This window comes from Kitasatospora sp. NPDC002040 (assembly GCF_040296785.1).
In the GTDB taxonomy this organism is placed as follows: domain Bacteria; phylum Actinomycetota; class Actinomycetes; order Streptomycetales; family Streptomycetaceae; genus Kitasatospora.
Window position 1 is genome coordinate 176,800 of record NZ_JBEOXV010000003.1, and the last position, 24,677, is coordinate 201,476.

General features: G+C 71.3%; 24 protein-coding genes and 1 pseudogene. 17 read left to right on the plus strand and 8 right to left on the minus strand.

The annotated features are described in order from the left end of the window. Positions 1-25 precede the first annotated feature (25 nt). Together msrA and ABT118_RS11080 are read right to left on the minus strand one after the other, a co-directional pair. The gene (msrA, locus tag ABT118_RS11075; RefSeq protein WP_350658685.1) at positions 26-691 is read right to left on the minus strand and encodes a peptide-methionine (S)-S-oxide reductase MsrA; all 666 of its coding nucleotides are present in this window, start codon (positions 689-691) and stop codon (positions 26-28) included. Positions 692-782: 91 nt separating this feature from the next. Continuing rightward, positions 783-1,841, minus strand: coding sequence for a hypothetical protein (locus ABT118_RS11080; RefSeq protein WP_350658696.1), 1,059 nt, complete (start codon positions 1,839-1,841; stop codon positions 783-785). A 136-nt stretch (positions 1,842-1,977) separates the two neighbouring features. Between ABT118_RS11080 and ABT118_RS11085 the strand changes: the two genes are divergently transcribed. The 4 genes from ABT118_RS11085 to ABT118_RS11100 all read left to right on the plus strand — a co-directional run bounded on the left by ABT118_RS11085 (position 1,978) and on the right by ABT118_RS11100 (position 6,550). Continuing rightward, positions 1,978-3,132 (plus strand): cystathionine gamma-synthase, encoded by a 1,155-nt coding sequence (locus tag ABT118_RS11085; RefSeq protein ID WP_350658714.1) that lies wholly within the window; start codon positions 1,978-1,980, stop codon positions 3,130-3,132. A gap of 103 nt (positions 3,133-3,235) precedes the next feature. Continuing rightward, the gene (ilvA, locus tag ABT118_RS11090) at positions 3,236-4,447 is read left to right on the plus strand and encodes a threonine ammonia-lyase (RefSeq protein ID WP_350658728.1); all 1,212 of its coding nucleotides are present in this window, start codon (positions 3,236-3,238) and stop codon (positions 4,445-4,447) included. Positions 4,448-4,685: 238 nt separating this feature from the next. After that, complete coding sequence (locus tag ABT118_RS11095; protein ID WP_350658752.1) at positions 4,686-5,693, plus strand: ATP-binding cassette domain-containing protein; 1,008 nt, start codon at positions 4,686-4,688, stop codon at positions 5,691-5,693. Beyond that, positions 5,693-6,550: an ABC transporter permease gene (locus tag ABT118_RS11100; protein ID WP_350658778.1), complete on the plus strand. Its 858-nt coding sequence runs from the start codon at positions 5,693-5,695 to the stop codon at positions 6,548-6,550. Before ABT118_RS11095 ends, ABT118_RS11100 begins: the two co-directional genes overlap by 1 nt. A gap of 122 nt (positions 6,551-6,672) precedes the next feature. Here ABT118_RS11100 and greA read toward each other — a convergent pair whose 3' ends face one another. Continuing rightward, entirely contained in the window at positions 6,673-7,170 is a 498-nt protein-coding gene (gene greA, locus ABT118_RS11105) for a transcription elongation factor GreA (protein ID WP_350658791.1), read from the minus strand. A 282-nt stretch (positions 7,171-7,452) separates the two neighbouring features. After that, positions 7,453-7,869 (minus strand): DUF4307 domain-containing protein, encoded by a 417-nt coding sequence (locus ABT118_RS11110; protein ID WP_350658801.1) that lies wholly within the window; start codon positions 7,867-7,869, stop codon positions 7,453-7,455. A 151-nt stretch (positions 7,870-8,020) separates the two neighbouring features. Here ABT118_RS11110 and mca point away from each other — a divergent pair, with 151 nt between their 5' ends. The 7 genes and pseudogenes from mca to ABT118_RS11145 all read left to right on the plus strand — a co-directional run bounded on the left by mca (position 8,021) and on the right by ABT118_RS11145 (position 13,722). Next, entirely contained in the window at positions 8,021-8,905 is an 885-nt protein-coding gene (gene mca, locus ABT118_RS11115; RefSeq protein ID WP_350658820.1) for a mycothiol conjugate amidase Mca, read from the plus strand. 52 nt (positions 8,906-8,957) lie between these two features. Then, positions 8,958-9,161: a hypothetical protein gene (locus ABT118_RS11120; RefSeq protein ID WP_350658830.1), complete on the plus strand. Its 204-nt coding sequence runs from the start codon at positions 8,958-8,960 to the stop codon at positions 9,159-9,161. Between the two features lie 80 nt (positions 9,162-9,241). Next, a complete protein-coding gene (locus tag ABT118_RS11125; protein WP_350658848.1) occupies positions 9,242-9,790 on the plus strand; it encodes a Uma2 family endonuclease in 549 nt (182 codons plus the stop codon). A gap of 172 nt (positions 9,791-9,962) precedes the next feature. Further along, positions 9,963-10,328: pseudogene (locus ABT118_RS11130) on the plus strand (DUF4365 domain-containing protein); the annotation flags it as partial. 81 nt (positions 10,329-10,409) lie between these two features. Next, a complete protein-coding gene (locus ABT118_RS11135; RefSeq protein WP_350665372.1) occupies positions 10,410-10,691 on the plus strand; it encodes a hypothetical protein in 282 nt (93 codons plus the stop codon). A gap of 71 nt (positions 10,692-10,762) precedes the next feature. After that, positions 10,763-12,826 carry a thioredoxin domain-containing protein gene (locus ABT118_RS11140; protein WP_350658867.1) on the plus strand — a complete coding sequence of 688 codons (2,064 nt, stop codon included), beginning with the start codon at positions 10,763-10,765 and terminating at the stop codon, positions 12,824-12,826. Positions 12,827-12,879: 53 nt separating this feature from the next. Beyond that, on the plus strand, positions 12,880-13,722 hold the full coding sequence (locus ABT118_RS11145) for a GNAT family N-acetyltransferase (protein WP_350658889.1): 843 nt from the start codon (positions 12,880-12,882) through the stop codon (positions 13,720-13,722). Between the two features lie 54 nt (positions 13,723-13,776). Here ABT118_RS11145 and ABT118_RS11150 read toward each other — a convergent pair whose 3' ends face one another. Further along, the gene (locus tag ABT118_RS11150; RefSeq protein WP_350658898.1) at positions 13,777-14,706 is read right to left on the minus strand and encodes a hypothetical protein; all 930 of its coding nucleotides are present in this window, start codon (positions 14,704-14,706) and stop codon (positions 13,777-13,779) included. A gap of 250 nt (positions 14,707-14,956) precedes the next feature. On the opposite strand from ABT118_RS11150, the gene ABT118_RS11155 reads away from it, so the two are divergent. The 3 genes from ABT118_RS11155 (at position 14,957) to ABT118_RS11165 (ending at position 16,901) form a co-directional block, all read left to right on the plus strand. Beyond that, the gene (locus ABT118_RS11155) at positions 14,957-15,595 is read left to right on the plus strand and encodes a papain-like cysteine protease family protein (protein ID WP_350658914.1); all 639 of its coding nucleotides are present in this window, start codon (positions 14,957-14,959) and stop codon (positions 15,593-15,595) included. Between the two features lie 13 nt (positions 15,596-15,608). Next, a complete protein-coding gene (locus ABT118_RS11160) occupies positions 15,609-16,439 on the plus strand; it encodes a hypothetical protein (protein ID WP_350658923.1) in 831 nt (276 codons plus the stop codon). A gap of 183 nt (positions 16,440-16,622) precedes the next feature. Continuing rightward, complete coding sequence (locus ABT118_RS11165) at positions 16,623-16,901, plus strand: hypothetical protein (RefSeq protein ID WP_350658932.1); 279 nt, start codon at positions 16,623-16,625, stop codon at positions 16,899-16,901. Here ABT118_RS11165 and trhA read toward each other — a convergent pair. After that, positions 16,872-17,537 (minus strand): PAQR family membrane homeostasis protein TrhA, encoded by a 666-nt coding sequence (gene trhA, locus ABT118_RS11170; RefSeq protein WP_350658961.1) that lies wholly within the window; start codon positions 17,535-17,537, stop codon positions 16,872-16,874. The genes ABT118_RS11165 and trhA overlap by 30 nt on opposite strands. A gap of 268 nt (positions 17,538-17,805) precedes the next feature. Between trhA and ABT118_RS11175 the strand changes: the two genes are divergently transcribed. Beyond that, positions 17,806-19,635 (plus strand): phosphoenolpyruvate carboxykinase (GTP), encoded by a 1,830-nt coding sequence (locus tag ABT118_RS11175; protein ID WP_350658978.1) that lies wholly within the window; start codon positions 17,806-17,808, stop codon positions 19,633-19,635. A gap of 134 nt (positions 19,636-19,769) precedes the next feature. On the opposite strand, the gene ABT118_RS11180 is transcribed toward ABT118_RS11175, so the two are convergent. Continuing rightward, the gene (locus ABT118_RS11180) at positions 19,770-20,984 is read right to left on the minus strand and encodes a pyridoxal phosphate-dependent aminotransferase (RefSeq protein ID WP_350659006.1); all 1,215 of its coding nucleotides are present in this window, start codon (positions 20,982-20,984) and stop codon (positions 19,770-19,772) included. A gap of 82 nt (positions 20,985-21,066) precedes the next feature. On the opposite strand from ABT118_RS11180, the gene ABT118_RS11185 reads away from it, so the two are divergent. Further along, complete coding sequence (locus tag ABT118_RS11185; protein WP_350659024.1) at positions 21,067-21,681, plus strand: prepilin peptidase; 615 nt, start codon at positions 21,067-21,069, stop codon at positions 21,679-21,681. Positions 21,682-21,812: 131 nt separating this feature from the next. On the opposite strand, the gene ABT118_RS11190 is transcribed toward ABT118_RS11185, so the two are convergent. Beyond that, positions 21,813-23,435: a chitinase gene (locus tag ABT118_RS11190; protein ID WP_350659038.1), complete on the minus strand. Its 1,623-nt coding sequence runs from the start codon at positions 23,433-23,435 to the stop codon at positions 21,813-21,815. A 345-nt stretch (positions 23,436-23,780) separates the two neighbouring features. Here ABT118_RS11190 and ABT118_RS11195 point away from each other — a divergent pair, with 345 nt between their 5' ends. Continuing rightward, entirely contained in the window at positions 23,781-24,575 is a 795-nt protein-coding gene (locus ABT118_RS11195; protein ID WP_350659049.1) for an isoprenyl transferase, read from the plus strand. Positions 24,576-24,677: the final 102 nt, after the last annotated feature.

Here is a 24,677-nt window from a genome sequence, read left to right on the forward strand (position 1 = left end):
GCCTTCGCGCGTACCCGCCGCGGCCTCAGGCCCCGGTGCGGGCCACGCCGATCGGGCAGCTGGCGCCGGTGCCGCCGAGACCGCAGTAGCCGTTCGGGTTCTTGGCGTCCGAGAGGTACTGCTGGTGGTAGGCCTCGGCCGGGTAGAACGGGCCGGCCGGGCCGATCTCGGTGGTGATCGGGCCCAGCCCGATCGCGTCGAGCGCGGGCTGGAAGGCCTCCCGGGAGGCCTCGGCGGCGGCCAGCTGGGCCGGGGAGTGGGTGTACGCGGCGGAGCGGTACTGGGTGCCCCGGTCGTTGCCCTGGCGGAAGCCCTGGGTCGGGTCGTGCGCCTCCCAGAAGGTCTTCAGCAGCGCCTCGTACGAGACCAGCGCCGGGTCGTAGACCACCCGGACGGCCTCGGTGTGCCCGGTCAGCCCGCTGCACACCTCCTCGTACGTCGGGTGCGCGGTGTGACCGCCCTGGTAGCCGACCAGGGTGGTCCAGACGCCGTCCAGCTCCCAGAACTTCCGCTCCGCCCCCCAGAAGCAGCCGAGCCCGAAGTCCGCCACCGCCAGACCGGCCGGGTACGGGCCCTCCAGCGGGGTGCCGAGCACGGTGTGCGGCTCGGTCAGGGTGAACAGCGGGGCAGCCCGGCCGGGCAGCGCCTGCTCGGCGGTGACGAGCTCGCTCTTGTGACGGTTGAACAGCACGGCCTGCTCCCAGGGTCGGGGTGACGGTACCGGTTCCAACGCCCGGCGGGCCGCCCGGATTCCGCCGGACGGCCCGCCGGACGCCCGTCGGCTACTTGCCGCCGAGCGCGACCACGGTGCGGGCGCGCAGCTCGACGAACTCGTCCGGGCCGTTGCCGGAGCGCAGGAACGGGGTGGGGATGATCGGGCCGAGCGCCTGGAACTGGGCCAGCGCCTCGGAGTGCCGGCCCTGGCCGGCCAGGAAGCGGAGCACCATGCCGCGGGCGGTCGCCAGCTCGGGGTGGTCGGGCCGGGCGGCCGCGATGTCGGCCAGCACGGTGTCCACGGCGTCCCGCAGCGTGGCGTTGTCCAGGGTCTCGGCGTTGTCATACTGCTCGCCCAGGGCGTCCAGCTTGAGGGTGCTGAGCAGGCTGCCGGCCGGGGCGGCGGCGATCGCGCTGTCCACGAAGGTGTGCATCAGCGGGTTGCTGCCGTGCCACTTGCGGCACCAGTACTGCATCGCCTGCCAGTGCGCGTCCCGGTTCAGCGGGGTCCGCTTGACCAGCTCGGCCCAGAACTCCTGGAAGCGCTCGTTCGACCAGTTGTCCCCGCGGGCCAGCGCCAGCTGGGCCAGGTACGGGGCCGGGTCCTCGGCCGCGGCGAGCCGGACGGCCTCGGCCGCGACCTCGGTGGCCTCGTTGAGCTTGCGCCGGAACCCGTCGCGCATCTCGTCGGTGACGGTGTCGGCGAAACCCGAGCCGCGGATCGCCCAGCCCGCGTGGACCAGCGCGTTGACCTGCAGCGAGGCGGCGTCGGAGTCCGACGGCCGCTCCCGGCGCCAGGCGTTCAGCCAGCGGTCGTCCTGGGCGGCCGAGTTGATGAAGAGCTCGATCCGCTCCCAGCGCTCGTCCCAGTCGGTGCCGGCCGCGGCGACGTAGGCGGCGGCCTCCTGCCAGCGGCCCTCCCGGGTGGCGGCCAGGGCCGCGCGCCCGTCGTCGTCGAGCGTGGTCCGGCCGAGCACCAGGCCCTGGTTGGGCACCAGCCCGAACCGGGAGGCGCGGTCCGGGTCGGCCAGCAGCTCGGCGTGGCTGCGGCCGTTGTCCCGCTTGGACTTCCAGGACTTGTAGAGGGTGAACAGCAGTCCGATGACCGCGATGGTGAGGAAGAGCACGTACGACTCCGGTGGTTCAGTTGTGCGGTCCTGACGATCCGTCCGCCCGCGGCCTGGACATGTGTGCGAGAAGTGGAGATCGTAGCCGCCTCGCCGATCCGGCGGGAACCGTCAGGGAGGCCCTAGGCTCAGCGGTATGACCGAGCACCAGCTTCCCCAGGGCTTCGAGACTCTCGCCATCCACGCGGGGCAGGAAGCAGACCCCCAGACCGGGGCCGTCGTCACACCGATCTACCAGGTCTCCACGTACAAGCAGGACGGCGTCGGCGGCCTGCGGAACGGCTACGAGTACAGCCGCTCCGCCAACCCCACCCGGACCGCCCTCGAGGAGTGCCTCGCCGCGATCGAGGGCGGCGCCCGCGGCCTCGCCTTCGCCTCCGGCCTGGCCGCCGAGGACACCCTGCTGCGCACCGTGCTGAAGCCGGGCGACCACATCGTCATCCCCAACGACGCCTACGGCGGCACCTTCCGGCTGTTCGCCAAGGTGCTGACCCGCTGGGGCGTCGAGTTCTCGGTGGCGGACACCCAGGACCTCGCCGCGGTCCGGGACGCGATCCGCCCGACCACCCGCGCCGTCTGGGTGGAGACCCCGTCCAACCCGCTGCTCGGCATCTCCGACATCGCCGGCCTGGCCGACGTGGCCCACCGGGCCGGTGCGCTGCTGGTGGTGGACAACACCTTCGCCAGCCCCTACCTGCAGCAGCCGCTCTCGCTCGGCGCCGACGTGGTGGTGCACTCCACCACCAAGTACATGGGCGGCCACTCGGACGTGGTCGGCGGCGCCCTGGTGGCGGCCGAGGCCGGCCTCGGCGAGGAGCTGGCGTACCACCAGAACGCGATGGGCGCGGTCTCGGGCCCGTTCGACGCCTGGCTGGTGCTGCGCGGCATCAAGACCCTCGGAGTCCGGATGGACCGCCACAGCGCCAACGCCGAGAAGATCGCCGAGCTGCTCACCTCGCACCCCAAGGTCACCCAGGTGTTCTACCCCGGCCTGGCCTCGCACCCCGGCCACGACATCGCCGCCAAGCAGATGAAGGCCTTCGGCGGGATGGTCTCGTTCCGGGTCGCCGGTGGCGAGCAGGCCGCGGTCGACGTCTGCAACCGGGCCGAGCTGTTCACCCTGGGCGAGTCCCTCGGCGGCGTCGAGTCGCTGATCGAGCACCCCGGCCGAATGACCCACGCCTCGGTGGCCGGCTCCGCCCTGGAGGTCCCGGCCGACCTGATCCGGGTCTCCGTCGGCATCGAGTCCGTCGACGACCTGCTCGCCGACCTGACCCGCGCCCTCGGCTAGCGGCACCCGCGGTCGGAAGACAGGGGCCCGGGGAGCGGCGGCACTCCGCCTGCCGCTCCCCGGGCCCCTGGACCTTGCAACTGAACGCTCTGCGAGAGGCACCATGCACAACTGGCCGATCACCATCGACGACGTCCGCGGCGCCCACAAGATGCTGGCCGGCGTCGCCCGCGTCACCCCGATGGAGAGCAGCCGCTACCTCTCCGGCCTGATCGGCGCCCCGGTGCACCTCAAGTGCGAGAACCTGCAGCGCACCGGTTCGTTCAAGCTCCGCGGCGCGTACGTCCGGATCGCCGGCCTCTCGCCGGTGCAGCGGGCCGGCGGCGTGGTGGCGGCCAGCGCGGGCAACCACGCCCAGGGGGTGGCACTGGCGGCGTCGCTGCTGGGCGTGCGGTCGACCGTCTTCATGCCGCTGGCGGCCCCGCTGCCCAAGGTGGCCGCGACCCGGGACTACGGCGCCGAGGTCCGGCTGCACGGCAGCACGGTGGACGAGGCGCTCCGGGCGGCGCAGGGCTACGCGGACGCGACCGGTGCGGTGTTCATCCACCCGTTCGACCACTGGGACGTGATCACCGGTCAGGCCACCGTCGGCCTGGAGATCCTGGAGCAGTGCCCGGAGGTCCGCACCATCCTGGTCGGGGTGGGCGGCGGCGGGCTGCTGGCGGGGATCGCGGCGGCGGTCAAGCCGCTGCGTCCGGACGTCCAGGTGATCGGGGTGCAGGCGGCCAACGCGGCCGCCTACCCGCCCTCGCTGGCGGCCGGGCGGCCGGTCTCGCTGGAGCGGTTCGCCACCATGGCGGACGGGATCATGGTGGGCCGTCCGGGTGACATTCCGTTCGAGGTGGTGAACACCCTCGCGGACGGCGTCCGGACGGTCTCCGAGGAGGGACTGTCCCGGGCGCTGCTGGTCGGCCTGGAGCGGCTCAAGCTGGTGGTGGAGCCGGCCGGGGTGAGCCCGGTGGCGGCGCTGCTGGAGCAGCCGGACGGCTTCCAGGGGCCGGTGGTGGCGGTCCTCTCGGGCGGCAACATCGACCCGCAGCTGATGCAGCGGGTGCTGCGGCACGGCCTGGTGGCGGCGGGCCGCTACCTGTCGCTCCGGGTCCGGCTGGCCGACAAGCCGGGCGCGCTGGCCGATCTGCTGGCCGTGCTGACCCGGGTGGACGCGAACGTGCTGGACATCGCGCACGTCCGGATCGACCCCCGGCTCGGCCTGACCGAGGTCGAGGTGGACCTGCACCTGGAGACCAAGGGGCCCGAGCACTGCGCCCTGGTGCTGGGCGAACTCCGGGACGCGGCCTACGTGGTGACCCAGTAACAGGAAAACCAGGGGCGGTTGTCAGTCCCAGCTGAGAGGGTGTCGGTGCGGGTCGGCTCCGCGCTGCTCCAGCGCGCCGCGAGCCCGATCCTTGACGCGATATATCGCGAGATGCCATTCTCGCGATGCATCGCGTCTCAGATGTCCCTTCCTGGCATGGAACCCGGCTCGACCGGGTATTCCCCTCGGGTCAAAGTGGACATATCAGTCATACCGTCAGAGGAGATGAGGCAGGCTCATGGCGCCAGCCATCCAAGCCGAGAACCTGGTCAAGACCTTCGGTGACGTACGTGCCCTGGACGGCGTCAGCCTCGACGTCCCGGAGGGCACGGTTCTCGGGCTGCTCGGCCCGAACGGCGCCGGCAAGACCACCACGGTCCGGGTACTCACCACGCTGCTCCGCCCCGACTCCGGCCACGCCGTGGTCGCCGGGGTGGACGTGCTCAAGCACCCGAACAAGGTGCGCAGTCTGATCGGCCTCTCCGGCCAGTACGCCGCCGTCGACGAGTACCTGACGGGCCGGGAGAACCTCCAGATGGTGGGCGAGCTCTACCAGATGAGCTCCCGGGACGCGAAGGCGCGCGCCAAGGAGCTGCTGGAGTGGTTCAACCTCTCCGAGGCCGCCGACCGCACCGCCAAGACCTACTCCGGCGGCATGCGCCGCCGGCTCGACCTGGCGGCGGCACTCGTGGTCCGGCCCCCGGTGATGTTCCTGGACGAGCCGACCACGGGCCTCGACCCGCGGAACCGGCTCGCGCTCTGGGAGGTGATCGAGACGCTGGTCGAGCAGGGCACCACCCTGCTGCTCACCACCCAGTACCTGGAGGAGGCCGACCGCCTCGCCCACGACATCGCGGTGGTCGACCACGGCAAGGTGATCGCCCGCGGCACCGCCGACGAGCTCAAGGCCCAGATCGGCGGCGAGCGGGTCGAGGTGGTGGTCCACAACCGGGACGACGTGACCGAGGCGCTGGCCGCGCTGGTCCCGTACGCCAAGGGCGACCCGTCGGTGGAGAAGAACACCCGCCGGATCACCGTCCCGGTCAGCGGTGGCGCCAAGGTGCTCGCCGACGTGATCCGCGAGCTGGACGCCCGCTCGATCGAGATCGACGACATCGGTCTGCGCCGTCCGACCCTGGACGACGTGTTCCTCTCGCTGACCGGCCACGCCACCGTCAGCGAGATCGAGGACGAGGACGAGCAGCAGCCCGCCAAGGGCCGCAAGAGCCAAGGGAAGGACGCCTGATGACCACCGCCACCGAGCACGCGATCGGCCTGGCCGTCCCCCAGCAGCGGCACGGCATCAGCGCGATGCTGCACGACTCCTGGGTGATCGCCAAGCGCAACCTGCGCCGGATGACCCGGATCCCCGAGATCGTGGTCTTCGGGCTCATGCAGCCGGTGATGTTCGTGCTGCTGTTCTCGTACGTGATGGGCGGGGCGATCCAGATCCCCGGCACCACCGCGAGCGCCAACTCGTACACCCAGTTCCTGATGGCGGGCATCTTCGCCCAGACCGTCACCTTCGCGGTGGCCGGCGCCTCCGCCGGTATCGCGGAGGACATGACCAAGGGGCTGGTGGACCGCTTCCGCTCGCTCCCGATGACCCGCTCCGCGGTGCTGGTCGGCCGTACGCTGGCCGACCTGGTGCAGACCGCCTTCACCCTGCTGGTGCTGGCGATCGTCGCGCTGATCGTCGGCTGGCGGATCCACGAGGGCTTCCCGAAGGCGCTGGCCGCGTTCGGGCTGCTGCTCCTGCTGGGCTACTCGTTCTCCTGGATCGGCGCGCTGATCGGCCTGTCGGTGCGCAGCCCGGAGGCGGCCACCTCGGCCGGCCTGATCTGGCTGTTCCCGCTGACCTTCATCTCGAACGCCTTCGTCCCGGTCAGCTCGATGCCGGGCTGGCTGCAGGCGGTCGCCTACTGGAACCCGTTCAGCGCCACCGTGCAGGCCTGCCGGGACCTGTTCGGCAACCAGGTCGGCCCGGTCTCCGGCGGCTGGCCGATGGACAACGCCATCCTGCTCTCGGTGCTCTGGTCGCTGGCGATCATGGCGTTCTTCTCCTGGCTGTCGGTGCGCAAGTACCGCTCCGCCATCGGCTGAGCGCCTGCCTGAGCACCTGCCCGGGCACCCTGCCTGAGCACCCGTCACGTACGCGAGCGGCGGCCGTCCCCTTCGATGGGGGCGGCCGCCGCTCGGGCGTGTCGCGGGGTGCTCGCGGCGGATCAGGCGTGCGGCTTGGCCGCGATCACCTTGACCATGGCGCGCTTGCCGTTCGGCAGCTCGTAGTGGGCCTCGTCGCCGACCTTCTTGCCGTCGATGGCCGAGCCGAGCGGGGACTGCGGGGAGTACACGTCCACGTCGGACGCGCCCGCCATCTCGCGGGAGCCGAGCAGGAAGAGCATGGTGTCGTCCTCGTCGCCGTCGAAGGCGATCGTCACGACCATGCCGGGGGCCACCACGCCGGAGTCCGCCGGGGCCTCGCCGACCTTGGCGCGCTCCAGCAGCTGGGTGAGCTGGCGGATCCGCAGCTCGCCCTTGCCCTGGTCGTCCCGGGCCGCGTGGTAGCCGGCGTTCTCCTTGAGGTCGCCCTCCTCGCGGGCCGCCTCGATCTTCTTCACGATCTCGGTCCGCCAGGGGCCCGTCATGTAGTCCAGCTCAGCCTTGAGCTGGTCGTAGCCGGACTGAGTGAGCCAGGTCACGTTCTCGCTGGTCTGGGTCACAGGTGCTCCTCGTAGGTGCTGGGCTGCGCTGAGGGTTGGTGTCAGCCGGGAACGGGTCGTACTGCTCGTACGGGTCGTACTACAAAGCAACGCCCGCTCTCGTGCCGTCCGGCCGGAGAGGGGCGAAACCACGAGCCTAACAATTTCCCGACCGGAGCGGGAGGGCCCGGACGGCGCACCGGCGACGTCCGGATGGCTCCCGGGCGGCGCTCCGGCGGCGCCCCGGCGGGTGCCACCCGGTGCGGATGCCCGTTCCGACCGTCGAATATGCGCCCGAACGGATTACTCGGCGGGCGTGCAGCCGAGCAGCTCGGCGGTGGTGGCGCGAGCGGTGGTGCGCAGCGTGACCACCTCGTCGTAGCGGGATCCGGCCGCGGGGACCGGGAAGTCGTGCAGTCCCACCACGCCGCCGTCCTCGGACTGCGCGCGGACGGTACAGACGCCCGCGGTGCCGTCCTCCTTGTGCACCGAGAGCTGCACCTGCATCTCCTCGGCGGAGACCACCTGGAAGCCCGGCAGCAGACCGTTCATGACCGAGCCCTTGGCGATGTACCCGGCACCGATCCAGCCCACCAGGGCCAGGCCCAGCACCCCGCAGACCAGGCCGATCACCCGCAGCCGGCGGTCGGCCTCGCGGTTGCCCAGCTTGCCGTAACGGCCCTGCGGGGCGGGTGCGGTGGTCGTACGTCCGGAGTCCATGGGCGGCTCAGTCCTTTCGACGAGGGGCCCACGGTCCACCGGGGGAATGGACGGGCCCTCCGGTCAGTCACTATAGGAGGGCAGCATCCGCGCCGGACGCGGCGGGGGACCGGCCCGACGAACCGGATGGATTCCCGGAAGGAACCAGGCGTTGACTGAGCAGTTGCGACTGATGGCGGTGCACGCGCACCCGGACGACGAGTCCAGCAAGGGCGCCGCCACCATGGCCATGTACGTCTCGCAGGGGGTGGACGTGCTGGTCGCCACCTGCACCGGCGGTGAGCGTGGCTCGATTCTCAACCCCAAGCTCCAGGGCGACCCGTGGGTCGAGGAGAACATCCACGAGGTGCGCCGGAAGGAGATGGACGCCGCCCGCGAGATCCTGGGCGTCAAGCAGGCCTGGCTCGGCTTCGTCGACTCCGGCCTGCCCGAGGGCGACCCGCTGCCGCCGCTGCCCGAGGGCTGCTTCGGGCTCCAGGAGGTGGCCGAGGCGGCCGCCCCGCTGGTGAAGCTGATCCGCGAGTTCCGTCCGCACGTGATCACCACGTACGACGAGAACGGCGGCTACCCGCACCCCGACCACATCATGACCCACAAGATCACCATGGCGGCCTTCGACGCTGCCGGTGACCCGGACGCCTACCCCGAGGCCGGCGCGCCCTGGCAGCCGTCCAAGGTCTACTACAACCACGGCTTCCCGATGGGCCGGATCAAGGCGATGCACGCCTACCTGGTCGAGAACGGCCTGGAGTCCCCGTACGGCGAGTGGATCGCCGGCTGGGAGGAGAGCGGCCGCAAGGAGCGCGAGATCACCACCCGGGTGGTCTGCGACGAGTGGTTCGAGACCCGGGACCGCGCGCTGATCGCGCACGCCACCCAGATCGACCCGGACGGCCCCTGGTTCCGCATCCCGCTGGACGTCCAGAAGAAGGTCTGGCCGACCGAGGACTACGAACTGGTCCGCTCGCTGGTCGACACCGACCTCCCCGAGGACGACCTGTTCGCGGGCCTGCGCGCCCCCGTCACCACCGCCTGACGCCCCGACACGCCCCACCCCGGTGACCCGGCCCGTGTAGGGCCGGGTCACCATGGGAGACATGAGCACCCCGATGCACCTGAACGACCTCGCCTCCGCGGCCCTCGCCTACGACAAGGCCAAGGTGACCCCCGGCCTGCTCGGCTTCGTGGTCTTCGCCGCCCTCGCCATCGCCACCTGGTTCCTGGTCAAGTCCATGAACAAGCAGTTCGGCCGGGTGAACTTCACCGAGGAGCCCGAGCAGCCCAAGGACTGACACCCGTCAGAGCGCCCTCAGGTCGACCCCGCGCGGGACCGTGGCGTCCTACCCTGAGAGGCGACAGGAAGGAGCCGTTGATGAGCGTCGACGCGGTCATGCACACCGAGTTCCCCGCTGGGTACGTGGTCTTCTTCGGTACCGACGGGAAGGTGGTCATGACTCCGCAGAGCGAAGAGCACTCCAGCACGATCAAGTCGATGCAGTACGACACGATCCTCTCGTTCGGGCGTCATGCGAAGACTGTCTCCGACGTCTACATCGACTTCCCAGCCGACGAGAACTCCGCACCCGATCTCGCGATCATGCGGGAGGACGCTCAGCGGGAGGGCAAGCGCTACGGCTTCGAGGACGTGCTGCTGATCGCCGAGGTGGTGTCGGCCTCCTCCGTGCGCAAGGACTACGACGACTGCACCGCGAAGTACGGCCGCTACGGCATCCCGGTCTACATGGTGGTGGACCCGTACACCGCCGAGGTCGTCGTCCACACCCAGCCCACCGGCTCCGGCTACATCGCGGCTCACACGCACAAGTACGGCTCTGGCAAGCTGCCCATCGAGCTGGCCGACGGACGCACGTACACCCTCGACCTCGACGAACTGCCCCGGCCCGACGCGGACGCCCACTGACCGCATCATCCCGGCCACTGGACGTCCAGCTGATCTTCGCCGCTCGACACTGCGGTGCCAACTCGGGGGCCCCGAAGTCGGGTTGCGCGTCGGTGCTCTGCCCTAGCCTTGGCCGAACGGATTGGGAGGGGGCGAGATGCCAAAGGTTCTCGAGAGTCGGCGTATTGGACGCATGGCCGTGAACGAGGTTCGTTCGCTGCTGGAGCGGCACGGCCACATCGTGCAGGAGATCGATGGCGCAAACGATTACGGGGAGGACCTGCACGTCACCTTCGTTCAAGACGGGCAGCGGACGGCGGACTCCCTGGCTGTACAGGTCAAAGGCGGGATCTCGACACGTACTAGGCGAGGACACCGCGTCCAGGTCGGGGATCACGGCGCCAACTGGCGTGACGGCAGTCTCCCTGTCCTCTGTGTAGTCCATGATCCAGAGCGAGGTGGCCTCTTCTGGGCCAACGCAACCCGTCAGCTCCGCCGAGCCAAAGCGCTACGGAAGACACTGAAGTCTGTTGTTATCCGACGAGAGTCCGTGCTGGACGATTCCACGTCTGAGGGATTCGTGCGGAGCATGCGGGGATACCTGGCTTGGGAGCGGGAGGGGGTCGGCAGGTGGGCGGACATGGCGAACGTTGAGTTCGCGCGGACCGGCATCGTCAAGCCGTTCAAGAATGACTATGGCGAGCCCATGGTCTTCTGGCAGAAGCGCGGCGAGCCGTTCGCTGTACTGCTCCATCATGATCTCGACTGGGAGCCCGTACACATACAGGAGCGGATGCTCCGCTTCGGTCTCGTACCGTCGATCGGTGACATCATCCTCAACGAGGCGGAAGCTCATTGGCTCATGGGCTGCTTCAAAGCCACTGAGTGGCGCCGGCCGGCCGAACCGAGCGACACTGCCTGACTCCTGACGGTCCTACCGGCCGCCGAGTGGCTTGTGTGGATCCCGCTGAGCCCGGTGGCAGACTGTCAACCATGAATCGGCTTGCTGATGCGACCTCCCCCTACCTCCTGCAGCACGCTGACAACCCCGTGGACTGGTGGCCCTGGGGGCCGGAGGCCTTTGAGGAGGCGCGGCGGCGCGGGGTGCCGGTGCTGCTGAGTGTCGGGTACGCGGCGTGCCACTGGTGCCATGTGATGGCGCACGAGTCCTTCGAGGACGAGGCGATCGCCGGGTACGCCAACGAGCACTTCGTCGCGGTGAAGGTGGACCGCGAGGAGCGGCCGGACGTGGATGCGGTGTACATGGAGGCGGTGCAGGCGGCGACCGGGCAGGGCGGGTGGCCGATGACGGTGTTCCTGACGCCGGAGAAGGACCCGTTCTACTTCGGGACGTACTTCCCGCCGGAGCCGAGGCACGGCATGCCCGGCTTCCGGCAGGTGCTGGAGGGGGTCAGTGCCGCCTGGCGGGACCGGCGGGACGAGGTCGGCGAGGTGGCCGAGCGGATCCGGGCGGACCTGGCGGAGCGGGCCTCGGTGTACGGGGTCGGCAGCGGGGTGCACCAGGTGCCCGGGGCCGAGGAGTTGGCGAAGGCGGCGGCCGAGCTGGGCCGGAGTTACGACGCGAAGCGGGGCGGGTTCGGCGGGGCGCCGAAGTTCCCGCCGTCGATGGCGGTGGAGTTCCTGCTCCGGCACCACGCGAGCACCGGCTCGGCCGAGGCGCTGGAGATGGCCCGGCACACCTGCGAGGCGATGGCCCGGGGCGGGATCTACGACCAGCTCGGCGGCGGCTTCGCCCGGTACTCGGTGGACGCCGGGTGGGTGGTGCCGCACTTCGAGAAGATGCTGTACGACAACGCGCTGCTGCTCCGGGTCTACCTGCACCTGTGGCGGGCCACCGGCGAGGAGCTGCCGCGCCGGATCGCGCTGGAGACCGCCGACTTCCTGCTCGCCGAACTCCGCACTCCCGAGGGCGGGTTCGCCTCCGCGCTGGACGCGGACAGCCTGGACCCGGCCAGCGGCAAGTCCGCCGAGGGCGCGTACTACGCCTGGACGCCGGAGCAGCTGGCCGAGGTGCTGGGCGCCGAGGACGGGGCGCTCGCGGTGGAGCTGTTCGAGGTGACGGGGACGTTCGAGCACGGCTCCTCGGTGCTCCAGCTGCTCTCCGACCCGGTCGACCGGGCGGCGTACGAGCGGATCAGGGCCCGGCTGCTGGAGGCGCGGGCGCTGCGGCCGGCCCCGGCCCGGGACGACAAGGTGGTGGCGGCCTGGAACGGGCTGGCGATCGCCGCGCTGGCCGAGGCCGGCGCCCTGCTGGAGCGGCCCGACCTGGTCGAGGCGGCCGTCCGGGCCGCCGATCTGCTGCTGGCGGTGCACCTGACCGAGGACGGCCGCCTGCTGCGCACCTCCCGGGACGGCCGGGCCGGGGCCAACGCGGGTGTGCTGGAGGACTACGCCGACACCGCCGAGGGCTTCCTCGCGCTGTACGCGGTGACCGGTGACGCCGAGTGGCTCGGCTTGGCCGGCGGGCTGCTGGACACCGTGCTGGGTCACTTTGTCGACACTGCGTCCGGGGCGCTGTACGACACGGCGGACGACGCGGAGCAGCTGATCCGCCGCCCGCAGGACCCGACCGACAACGCCACCCCCTCGGGCTGGACGGCCGCCGCCGCGGCCCTGCTGGGCTACGCCGCGTACACCGGCTCGGAGCGCCACCGGACCGCCGCCGAGCGGGGGTTGGCGATCGTCGGCGCACTGGGCAGCCGGGCACCCCGGTTCATCGGCTGGGGTCTGGCCGCCGCCGAGGCGCTGGCCGACGGGCCGCGCGAGGTGGCGGTGGTCGGCCGGGCCGACGTGGCGGAGACCGCGCTGCTGCACCGGACCGCTCTGCTGGGCACCGCCCCGGGCGCGGTGGTGGCGGTCGGCGAGCCGGGCTCCACCGAGGTGCCGCTGCTGGCCGACCGGCCGCTGCTGGACGGCGAGTCGGCCGCGTACGTCTGCCACCACTTCAGCTGCGACGCCCCGACCGCGGACCCGGCGGAGCTGGCCGCGAAGCTCGGCGTCCGGGTCGGTGGCGCGGGAGTTGAAGCGGGGAGCTGAAGCGGGGGGTTAAAGCAGGTGCGGGAGCGGCCGGGGAGCAGCCAGGATGCCTCATGACCTGGACCCTCAGTGATTCCCCGGACGACTTCCGCGCGCAGGCCGGTGACTTCCTCGCCGCCCACCGGGCCGAGAACACCGTGCTGCTGACCGTGCTGCACAGCATCACCACGAACGGCCCGCACGTCTTCGGCCCGGACGATCCGCAGTTCGGCTGGTGGCGTCCGGCGCCGGACGCACCCGTCGCGGGGGCGTTCCTGCGGACGCCGCCGTACGCGCTGCGGCTCGGCCGGATGCCGGAGCGGGCCGGGGCCGAACTGGCGCTGGCGCTGGCCGGGGTCGAGCTGCCCGGGATCGGCGGCGGGCTGGCGCAGGCGACCGCGTTCGCGGCGGCGCGGCCGGAGCGGTCCACCCTGATGGCCAATGAACGGCTCTACCGGCTGGGCGAGTTGGTCGACCCTTCGCCGCTGCCCGGCGGCAGGGTCAGGCCCGCCACGGCGGCGGACGCCGACCTGCTGGTGGAGTGGTTCTCCGCCTTCGTCGCGGAGGCCGAACTCGCCGTTCCCGGCGAGAACCACCGGCCCACGGTCGAACGGCGCACCGCCGCCGGGGACCTGCACGTCTGGGAGGACGAGGAGGGCGTGCCGGTCTCCTTCGCCGCCGTCAGTGCGGTGATCGGCGGCATGTCGCGGATCGGGCCGGTCTACACGCCGCCCGAGCACCGGGGGCGGGGGTACGCGAGCGGGGTGGTGGCGGCAGGGTCCGCCCACGCGCTGGCGGCTGGTGCGGACGAGGTGCTGCTCTTCACCGACCTGGCCAATCCGACCAGCAACTCGATCTACCGGAAGCTGGGGTACCGGCCGGTCGAGGACTGCGTCAGCCTGAGCTTCGAGGCCTGAGACCGGGGCGGAGGAGGGGCGTCACCAGGATCCGTCCCTCGGCCCCGGTGCCGGCTAGTCCCAGTCCCAGCGGATGCCGAGCAGGCACGGCGTCAGTGCGCCGGCCACCAGGTGGACGCAGTGGTGGCCGTCCAGGGTCAGCTCCTCGGTCTCGTACGGCTCCCCGCCCGGGGTGCGGGAGGCGAAGCGGTGGCAGCGGACCGGGAGGGCGTCCGGGTGGAAGGTGACCTGGAGGACGTACTGGCCGGCGCCGGAGTTGAAGCCGCGGACGTACTCGCAGCTGGGGCCGGCGGCGGGGGCGTCGTCGAAGCCGTAGCCGAGCAGGTGGGTGTCGCCGGTGCGCAGGCGGCGGTCCAACAGGAGCTCGGCGACCAGGAGTTCGGCGCCGGGGTCGCGGCGGATCCGGCCGGGGCGGCAGTTCTCCTCGGCCCGGACGGCGACCCGGGTGATGTCGCAGCCGGGGTCGCCCTGGTAGAGCGCGAGGTAGCGGTCGATGCCGTCGCGGTGGGCCCGTAGGGCGTGCTGGGAGTCGCGGCGGACCATCTGCCGGTCGGCGCCGATCCGGACCCGCTCGATGTGGGTGACGGTGTGCAGGCCCGTGTCGCGCGGTCCGGCGATGGTGGCGAGCAGGCCGTCCACGGCGGCGGCGGGGGCGATCAGGTCGCGGTAGGGGCGGGTGGCGGGGGAGGTGGGGCCCGCGGGGGCCTGGCGGGGACCGAGCAGCCGGGTGAGCGAGTGCTCGGGGAGCTCCAGGACCTCCTCCAACACCCTTACCGCGCGCAGGGATTCGGCCCGCTCGGGGCGGCGCCGGCCCTGCTGCCAGTAGCTCAGGCTGGTCACGCCGACCTGGACACCGCGCTGGGCCAGGTGCTGCCGCAGCCGGCTGAGGGCGAGCCCGCGCGCGCCGATCGCGGCGCGCAGCGCGAGGTGGAACGGACCGGTACGGAGTACCGCCGCCAGCTCGGGCTGGACGGTCTGCTGCATGGCCGACTCCCGTCTGCCTGGTTGACCGTGAATATTCACACGGACGCGGCGAGTTGTCACCAGTACGGACGGATTCACGGCCCACGAACGGGAGTTCCGTTCACAGCCGGCGCGGGCCCGTTCACACCGGGCCGGGGCCGCCGACGGGATGCGTTGACCGGAACGCGCCACGGATCGATGCTCTGTCCACCGCGTCCGGACGCGGTCCCCCACATCCCCTCTCCTGCGGATTCGCAAGGAGGAGAAGCCCATGCCAACTTCCCGGACACGCCTGCGCCAGGCGGTCGCCGCCCTCGCTCTCGGCATCCTCGCCCCGGCCCTCACGGTGGTCACCGCCACCCCGGCGCCCGCCGCCGCCATCCCCCACGCCCAGCCGGCCTCGGTGACCCCGGGTGCGGTCTCGGCCCTGGCGGCGCGCAAGCTCAACATCACCATGCAGTCGCAGCAGCAGACCAACTGGTGCTGGGCCGCGAGTGGCAACACCATCGCCACGTACTTCGGCTACAGCTACAGCCAGAACCAGTTCTGCAACGTCGCCTTCAACCGCTCGGTGAACGCCAGTTGCCCCAACAACCAGGCGACGCTGGCCAACGTGCAGACCGCGCTGAGCTGGATCGGCATCAACTCCGGTTCGTACGTCACCGGGTACCTGCGCAACACCACCGTGCAGACCGAGATCAACGCGAACCGGCCGATCGAGACCCGGATCCAGTGGAGCTCCGGCGGCGGCCACATGCACGTGATCTACGGCTACGACAGCAGCAACAACTTCGTCTACTGGGGCGACCCGTGGCCCTCGAACAACCGCTACAACTGGGCCGACTACTCGTACTACGTGAGCAACAGCTCGTTCTCCTGGACCCACTCCCTCTACCGGATCGGTGCGTGAGGAGATGACCGACATGCGTAGGCACACCCACCGCCTCGCGGCCGTCACCGCGCTGGCCGCCACCCTCGGCCTGGCCCTCGCGCTCCCCGCCTCGGCGGCGGAGGGCGGCGCCCCGGCCCCGATCGCCGCCGCCGAGCTGTCGGCGGCCCGCAGCACGGTCGAATCCCCGGCCGTGATGGAGCAGTTGGGCCGGTTCTTCGCCCGCAAGGGCGTTCCGCCGACCAAGTCGATCGACCTCAGCCCGGCCGACGAGGCCCGGGCCGCCGCACAGGCCGCACCCCGGCTGAGCGGCGCCACCGTGCCGGTCTTCACCCTGGACCCGGCGTTCGTGGCGGGTACGGCAGGAGCGGCCGTGGCGAAGGCCGAGTTCGTGGCCAGCAAGGCGGTCGCGGCCGACGGGCAGACCGCCTCGGTCTGGACCGTCCGGCAGGACGACGGCTGGCACGTCGTCAACATCGCCACCGGCGGTGACGAGACGGACTACGCGGCCCAGGCCGCGAGCAGCGGCGGCGGGACCGTGTTCCGGGAGCCGCAGCTGAACGCCTGGTACGTGCTGCGCGGCGGCCGGGTGCTGCCGCTGGACGAGGACGCCACCCGCTCGGTCGGCGCGGCCGGGGTCACCCTGGCCGGCTACCAGCAGCTGGTGCACCAGCGGTACGGCGACAAGCTGCCCGGTTCGGCGTACGACCGGGCGGGCAAGGGCGGCGGCTACGAGGCGGCCGCTCCGGCTGCGGAGTCGGAGGGCCTGCCGCTGCTGACGGCGGGGGTGGCAGGCACGGCCCTGGCGGCCACCGCCCTGACCGGGATCGGCCTGGTGCTCCGGCGCCGCGGGCACGGCGGCTGATCCGACGGTCCGACCGGAGGGCGGCACGGGGGATCCTTCCCCGTGCCGCTCTCGTTCGTGCCGGAGCTGTGCAGGCGGGCCCGGCGATTTGACGAACCGTTGACCCCTCGTTCGCCTGGCCGCCTGACCGGCATGTCACTGTGTGTGGCGTAGATGTCCCGGCGGGTGGTGGGAGGGGAGCAGATGGCGGTGCGGGGAGTGCGGCTCGGGGGCGCGCTGGTGGGCCTGGCCGCCGCGCTGGCGGTGGTGGTGGCGTACCTGTTCGGCGGTCCGAGGATGGTCTGGATCGTCGCGGCCGCCGAGGTCGCCCTGGTGATGCTGGACGTGGCCCGGCGGTTCCGGGTGCGGGGTCAGCACCGGCCCGCCCCGGACGGGCCGGAGGCGGCGCACTGCGAGCGCTGCCGGCGGGCCAGGGAGCGGCTGGACGGCCGCTCAGTTGGCGATGCTGTACGCCACCAGTGAGACCCCGACGTACTGGGTGATGAACGCGCCCAGGGTGAAGGCGTGGAAGACCTCGTGGAAGCCGAACCAGCGCGGTGACGGGTTCGGCTTCTTCAGTCCGTAGACCACCCCGCCCAGGCTGTAGAGCACGCCGCCGACGATCAGCAGCGTGACCACCGCCGCGCCGCCGGTGCGCAGGAAGGCGGGCAGGAAGAACACCGCGGCCCAGCCGAGCGCCAGGTAGCAGGGCGTGTAGAGCCAGCGCGGCGCCCCGACCCAGAAGACCCGGAACGCGATCCCCGCCAGCGCTCCGCCCCAGACCAGCCAGAGCAGTATCTGCCGCTGGCCACCGTCCAGCAGCAGGATGGTGAACGGGGTGTACGAGCCCGCGATGATCAGGAAGATGTTCGCGTGGTCGAGCCGGCGCAGCACCGCGTCCCCGCGCGGGCCCCAGGTGAAGCGGTGGTACACCGCGCTGACCCCGAACAGCAGCCAGGCGCTGACCGAGTAGACCGTGCAGGCGATCCGGGCCTCGGTCGAGGGCGCCAGGCAGATCAACACGATTCCGGCGGCCAGTGACGCCGGGAACATGCCCGCGTGCAGCCATCCGCGCCATTTGGGCTTGATCTCGACCGATACGTCCGTCATGGCCAACATGCTACCTACGGTTCCGTAGGTTACCGGCATGTAGGTAGTGACGGTCACCACTTTTGGACGTAATGGAGTATTCGATCGAGGTGACCGAGGGGTCGAGGTCGGCCGGAAGCGCCTTGTTACTCGCCAGTACTTCTCCAAGATGGCGTAAAACTTCGGTCGAAATTGCCATCTTGCCGTGTTGGGGCCTTGAGGCCGGAGCTACGGTGTAACCACCCTCAAACCCCCGCGACGCCGTCTCCCAGCCGGGATGGCGTGAAACGGAGCGATCGTGTCGTACGAGAACTCTGCTCTCAGCGCATCCGCGCCCACCCGCCACAAGCGTCTGCTGGCCTGGGTGAGCGAGATCGCGGAGCTGACCCAGCCGGACCGCGTCGAGTGGTGCGACGGCTCGGAGGAGGAGTACCAGCGCCTCGCCGATCTGCTGGTCGCCCAGGGCACCTTCAAGAAGCTCAACCCGGAGAAGCGGCCGAACTCCTACTACGCCGCCTCCGACCCGTCCGACGTGGCCCGGGTCGAGGACCGCACCTTCATCTGCTCCGAGCAGGAGAAGGACGCAGGACCCACCAACCACTGGAAGGCCCCCGCCGAGATGCGGGAGATCTTCACCGGTGCGGACGGCCTGTTCCAGGGCGCGATGAAGGGCCGCACGATGTACGTCGTGCCGTTCTCGATGGGCCCGGTCGGCTCCCCGCTGGCGGCGTACGGCGTGGAGATCACCGACTCCGCCTACGTCGCGGTCTCGATGCGCGTGATGACCCGGATGGGCCAGGCCGTGCTGGACCAGCTCGGCGAGGACGGCGAGTTCGTCAAGGCCGTGCACACCGTCGGCGCTCCGCTGGCCGAGGGCGAGGCCGACGTGCCGTGGCCCTGCAACACCACCAAGTACATCTCGCACTACCCGGAGACCCGCGAGATCTGGTCCTTCGGCTCCGGCTACGGCGGCAACGCCCTGCTGGGCAAGAAGTGCTACGCGCTCCGGATCGCCTCCACGATGGCCCGGGACGAGGGCTGGCTGGCCGAGCACATGCTCGTGCTCAAGCTCACCCCGCCGAGCGGTGCCGAGCCCAAGTACATCGCCGCCGCCTTCCCGTCCGCCTGCGGCAAGACCAACCTGGCGATGCTCCAGCCGACCATCCCGGGCTGGAAGGTCGAGACCATCGGCGACGACATCGCCTGGATGCGGTTCGGCGCCGACGGGCAGCTCTACGCGATCAACCCGGAGGCCGGCTTCTTCGGCGTCGCCCCCGGCACCGGCGTGGACACCAACGCCAACGCGATCGAGACGCTGTGGGGTAACACGGTCTTCACCAACGTCGCGCTGACCGACGACGGCGACGTCTGGTGGGAGGGCCTGACCGAGGAGCCCCCGGCCCACCTGACCGACTGGCGCGGCAACGACTGGACCCCCGAGTCCGGCACCCCCGCCGCCCACCCCAACGCGCGGTTCGCCGTCCCGGCCGCGCAGTGCCCGACCATCGCGCCGGAGTGGGAGGACCAGGCCGGGGTGCCGATCTCGGCCATCCTGTTCGGCGGCCGCCGGGCCACCGCCGTCCCGCTGGTGACCGAGTCCTTCGACTGGCAGCACGGCGTCTTCCTGGGCGCCAACATCGCCTCCGAGAAGACCGCCGCCGCCGAGGGCACCGTGGGCGAGCTGCGCCGCGACCCGTTCGCGATGCTGCCGTTCTGCGGCTACAACATGGGCGACTACTTCGGCCACTGGCTGAAGCTCGGCGCCCAGGCCGACGCGGCCAAGCTGCCGAAGATCTACTACGTCAACTGGTTCCGCAAGAACTCGGCCGGTGACTTCGTCTGGCCGGGCTACGGCGAGAACAGCCGGGTGCTGAAGTGGATCGTCGAGCGCCTGGAGGGCACCGGCGCGGGCGTCGAGACCCCGATCGGCGTGCTGCCGACCGTCGAGGGCTTCGACCTCAAGGGCCTGGACATCCCGGAGCAGGACCTCGACCTGCTGTTCTCGGTGGACGCCGACATCTGGCGCCAGGAGGCCGCGCTGGTGCCGGCCCACCTGGAGCTGTTCGGCGAGCACACCCCGAAGGCGCTCTGGGACGAGTACGAGGCCCTGGTGCAGCGCCTCGGCTGACGCTCCGACCGGAACGGCAGAAACGTCACGGCCGGGGCCCCGGACCGTACGATCCCAACCCTCTGGGGATCGTCCGGCCGGGGCTCCGGCCGTGGTTGTCCCGACGGGCGTCCGGCCGGACGCGTCCTACCGGGTCAGGGCTGGACGTACCCGGAGAGGAAGTCGCCGATCCGGGTCACCGCGTCGGTGATCTCCTCCGGCCGGGGCAGCGTGACCAGCCGGAAGTGGTCCGGTTCGGGCCAGTTGAAGCCGGAGCCCTGGACGATCAGGATGCGCTTGGCCCGGAGCAGGTCCAGCACCATCTGCGCGTCGTTCTTGATCTTGTACACCTGCGGGTCCAGCCGGGGGAACGCGTACAGCGCGCCCTTGGGCTTCACGCAGCTCACGCCGGGGATCTCGTTCAGCAGCTTGTACGCCGCGTCCCGCGACTCCAGCAGCCGCCCGCCGGGCAGGATCAGCTCCTTGATGGACTGCCGGCCGCCGAGCGCCGCCGCCACCGCGTGCTGGGCGGGCATGTTGGCACAGAGCCGCATGCTGGCCAGCACGTTCAGGCCCTCGATGTAGCTGCGGGCCCGGACCCGGTCGCCGGAGAGCACCATCCAGCCGGAGCGGAAGCCCGCCACCCGGTAGGACTTGGACATGCCGTTGAAGGTGACGCAGAACAGGTCCGGCGCCAGGGTCGCGAGCGGGATGTGCACCGCGTCGTCGTAGAGGATCTTGTCGTAGATCTCGTCCGCGTAGATCACCAGCTTGTGGCGGCGGGCGATCTCGACGATGCCCTCCAGGATCTCCAGCGGGTAGACCGCCCCGGTCGGGTTGTTCGGGTTGATCACCACGATCGCCCGGGTCCGGTCGGTGACCTTGGACTCCATGTCCGCCAGGTCCGGGTACCACTCCGACTGCTCGTCGCAGCGGTAGTGCACCGCGGTGCCGCCGGACAGGCTGACCGAGGCCGTCCAGAGCGGGTAGTCCGGCGCCGGGACCAGCACCTCGTCGCCGTCGTCCAGCAGCGCGGTCATCGCCAGCTGGATCAGCTCGGAGACGCCGTTGCCGAGGAAGACGTCCTCGACGGTGAGGCCGTGCAGGCCGCGCTCCTCGTAGTGCATCACCACCGCGCGGCGCGCGGAGAGCAGCCCCTTGGAGTCGCCGTAGCCGTGCGCGGTGGAGAGGTTCTTCAGGATGTCCTGGAGGATCTCCGGCGGCGCTTCGAAGCCGAAGACGGCGGGATTGCCCGTGTTCAGCTTGAGGATGCGATGCCCCTGGTCCTCCAGTCGCATCGCTTCATCGAGCACCGGGCCGCGGATGTCGTAGCAGACATTGGCGAGCTTGCTGGACTGGATGACCTGCATGCCGGGTAACTCTACGGCGGTTGACCCCTGATCATCACGTGCTCTTGGACACAACATCAGGTGCGTCTGCCAGGCTGGTGCCGTGTTCGCGATTCTGGGTGGGGCGGCGGCGGGGCTCGCGGTGGCCCCGGGGGTGCGGTGGGCGGTCGGACGGTACGCCGTCCCCTATGAAGGGGAGCCCGCCGCGCGGGTCTTCCCACTGCCGGTGGTCGGGCTGCTCGCGGCCGGGGTCGGGGCGGCGGTCGGGGCCGGGTACGGCGCGGCCGGGTGGCCGGTGCTGGTCTGGACGGCGCTGCTCGGGCTGGTGCTCGGCCTGGTCGACGCCTCGGTGCACCGGCTGCCGGACGTCCTCACCGCCACCCTGGCGGCCGGGACCGCCGTCCTGCTGCTGGCGACGGAGCGTCAGTCGCTGCTGCGCTGCCTGCTCGCCGCCGCCGCCCTCGGCCTGGGCTTCGCCGTGCTGGCGCTGCTGGCCCCGATCGGCCTCGGCGACGCCAAGCTGGCCCCGAGCCTGGGCGCGCTGCTCGCGCTCTCCGGCTGGGGCACCGTGCTCGCGGGCCTGGTGTACGCCTTCCTGCTGGCCGGGCTCTGGGCCGCCGCGTTGCTGCTCACCCGCCGGGCCGGGCGGGGGGACGCGCTGGCCTTCGGCCCGTTCCTGCTGCTCGGCACCCTGGCGGCGGTGCTGGTCGCGCAGTAGCCGTACGGCTGACCGGCCGTCAGGCGGTGGCCGTCCGGCGGGAGAACGGCGAGGCCCGCCGCACCTGGTGGGTGCGGCGGGCCTCGGTGGTACGCAGCCCCACCCTCATAGGGCGGCGCACCGGGGAGGTGTTACGGCATGGCGTGGACGAACGGGCCCACCGTGTTGGAGAAGGCGTTGCCGTTGTTGGCGTCCCAGTTGGTCGACCAGGTCATCGCACCGCGGATGGTCGGCCACTTGGCCGGCGGGACGAAGGTGCCGCAGTTGGTGCCGGTGGCCAGGCAGCTGAGCGCGTTGTTGACCACGCTCGGGGCCACGTAGCCGCCGCCGGCCGCCTTGCTGGAGGCCGGGACGCCGATGCCGACCTGGTCCGGGCGGAGGCCGCCCTGGATCTGGGTGCAGACCTGGGCGGTGATGAAGTCGATGGTGCCCTGGTTGTAGACCTTGCCGTCACAGCCGTTCATGCCACCCGAGTTGTAGAACTGGGTGTTCATGACCGTCAGGATGTCCTTGGTCTTCAGCGCGAGCTGGAAGTAGGCACCGGCGGTGCTGTAGACGCCGATGGTCTCCGGCGCCATGGTCAGGACGAACTTCGAGCCGACCTTGGCCTGCAGGTTGATCAGCGCGTTGCCCAGGTTGACCGGGTCGACACCGTTCTCCAGGTCGACGTCGATGCCGTCGAAGCCGTAGTCCTTCAGGATCGCGTAGGCGCTGTCCGTGAAGGCGGCACCGGCGGTGGAGTTGCCGACCGAGATGGCGCCGTTCTGGCCGCCGATGGAGAGGATGACCTTCTTGCCGGCCGCCTGCTTGGCCTTCACGTCGGCCCGGAACTGGGCGTCGGTGTAGCCGCCGAGCTTGGTGGACAGGCCCGGGTCCAGGGTGAAGCTGATCGCCCCGGCCTTGGTCGGGACGGCGTCGGCGAAGGAGACCGCGATGATGTCGTACGCGCTCTGCACCTCGCTCAGCTTCTGGACGGTCGCGCCGTTGTCGAAGTTGTGCCAGTAGCCGGTGACCACGTGCTTGGGCAGGTCGGTGACCGGGCCGGTGGGCGTCACGGTCGGGCTGGCGCTGGCCGACGGCGAGGCGCTCGCGCTGGGCGAGGCGGAGGCCGAGGGGGAGGCGCTGGCCGACGGCGAGGCCGAGGCGCTCGGGGAGGCCGAGGCGGAGGCGGACGCGCTGGGCGAGGCGGAGGCCGAGGCGGACGGGGAGGCGGTGCCGCCCGGGCCGGTCAGCGTGATGTCGTCCGCGTTGTAGGCGCCCTGGCCGTACCAGCCGTGCACGTACACGGTGACGCTGTTGACGCCGGCACCGGTGGTGAAGGTGGAGGAGAGCTGGTTCCAGCTGCCCTGGCTCGACCAGGTGGACGGGTCGGTGCCGCCGGTGCCGCGCACGCCGAGGTAGGTGTACGGGCCCTGCACCCAACCGGCCAGCGAGTAGCTGGTGTTGGGGAGCACGCTGACGACCTGCCGGCACTCGGCGGTGTCACCGGCGGTCGGTGCCGCGTTCAGCGCGGCGGTGCCGGAGCGCGCCGGGGAGGAGACGACGCTCGCGCCGCCGGTGCAGGTCCAGCCGGAGAGGTTCCCGGCCTCGAAGCCACCGTTGGCCACCAGGTTGCCGACCGCGGCGCTGGCGCCGCCGGCGAACAGGGTCAGCCCGGTGGCGGCCAGGGCGAGGGCGGTGGTCCCGGCCGCGAGGGCGGCGGGGACGGGGCTGCGCCGGCGCCGGTGGGACGGCTGCTGCAGCGTTCGGGCCATGGAGCACTCCTGGGGGAGGGGAGGAGCCGCCGCGGTGGGGGGCGCGGCGGCTCCGTGTGGGGGAGGGGAGGTCCGCAGTGGTGCCGGTGAGGGTGGCGACCTGTGGGGTGGTTGCTGCCCTCGGTCAAAAGCTGGACTAGACCATTGGCAAGCGTCAAGAAGTCGGCGTCGGCTTACGGGACATTTAAGGAAGCGGAGACCGTTCCGTGTCCCGCGTCACACGGCCGGTTTCGACCCGTGACACCATCGGTACCTGCGGCTTTACCGTGCAGACCGCTCCGGGAGTAGGCTGCGCGAGGGTATTTGCCGTACCTGCGGGGAACAAGCACGGAGGGGCCGAACAACATGGGTCTGCGCGACGTGGTGGAGCGCACGCCGGGTCTCCGAACCCTGCTGGACAACGCCTACCGCCTCTACGGTCGCCGGGTCGAGGTCCACCTCGCGAACACCCCGCACCACATCGGCGTGATCCTGGACGGCAACCGCCGCTGGGCCCGCGCCACCGGCGGCACCACGGCCGACGGGCACCAGCGCGGCGCCGACAAGATCAGCGAGTTCCTGGGCTGGTGCGACGAGACGCACGTCCAGGTGGTCACGCTCTGGATGCTCTCCACCGACAACCTCTCCCGCCCGGCCGACGAGCTGGTCCCGCTGCTCGGGATCATCGAGGACACCGTCCGCCGGCTCGCCGCCGACGGGCGCTGGAAGGTCCACCCGGTCGGTGCGCTCGACCTCCTCCCCGCGCGCACCTCGGACGTGCTCAAGGAGGCCGCCGAGGGCACCGCCCACATCGACGGCATCACCGTCAACGTCGCGGTGGGGTACGGCGGCCGGCACGAGATCGCCGACGCCGTCCGCTCGCTGCTCCAGGAGCACGCCGGCCGCGGCACCTCGATCGAGGAGCTGGCCGAGATCCTCGACGTCGAGCACATCGCCGAACACCTGTACACCAAGGGCCAGCCCGACCCCGACCTGGTCATCCGCACCTCGGGCGAGCAGCGGCTCTCCGGCTTCCTGCTCTGGCAGAGCGCGCACAGCGAGTTCTACTTCTGCGAGGCCTACTGGCCGGCCTTCCGCCGGGTCGACTTCCTGCGGGCGCTGCGCGACTACCAGCTGAGGAACCGTCGCCTCGGGCTGTGAACGAGGCCGGCGGGTGGCGGGGCTGGGGGTGTGGGGGTCGTCCCCCACGGTGATGCAGTCAGCTGAGGAACCGTCGCCTCGGGCTCTGAGGTCCTGCCGTCC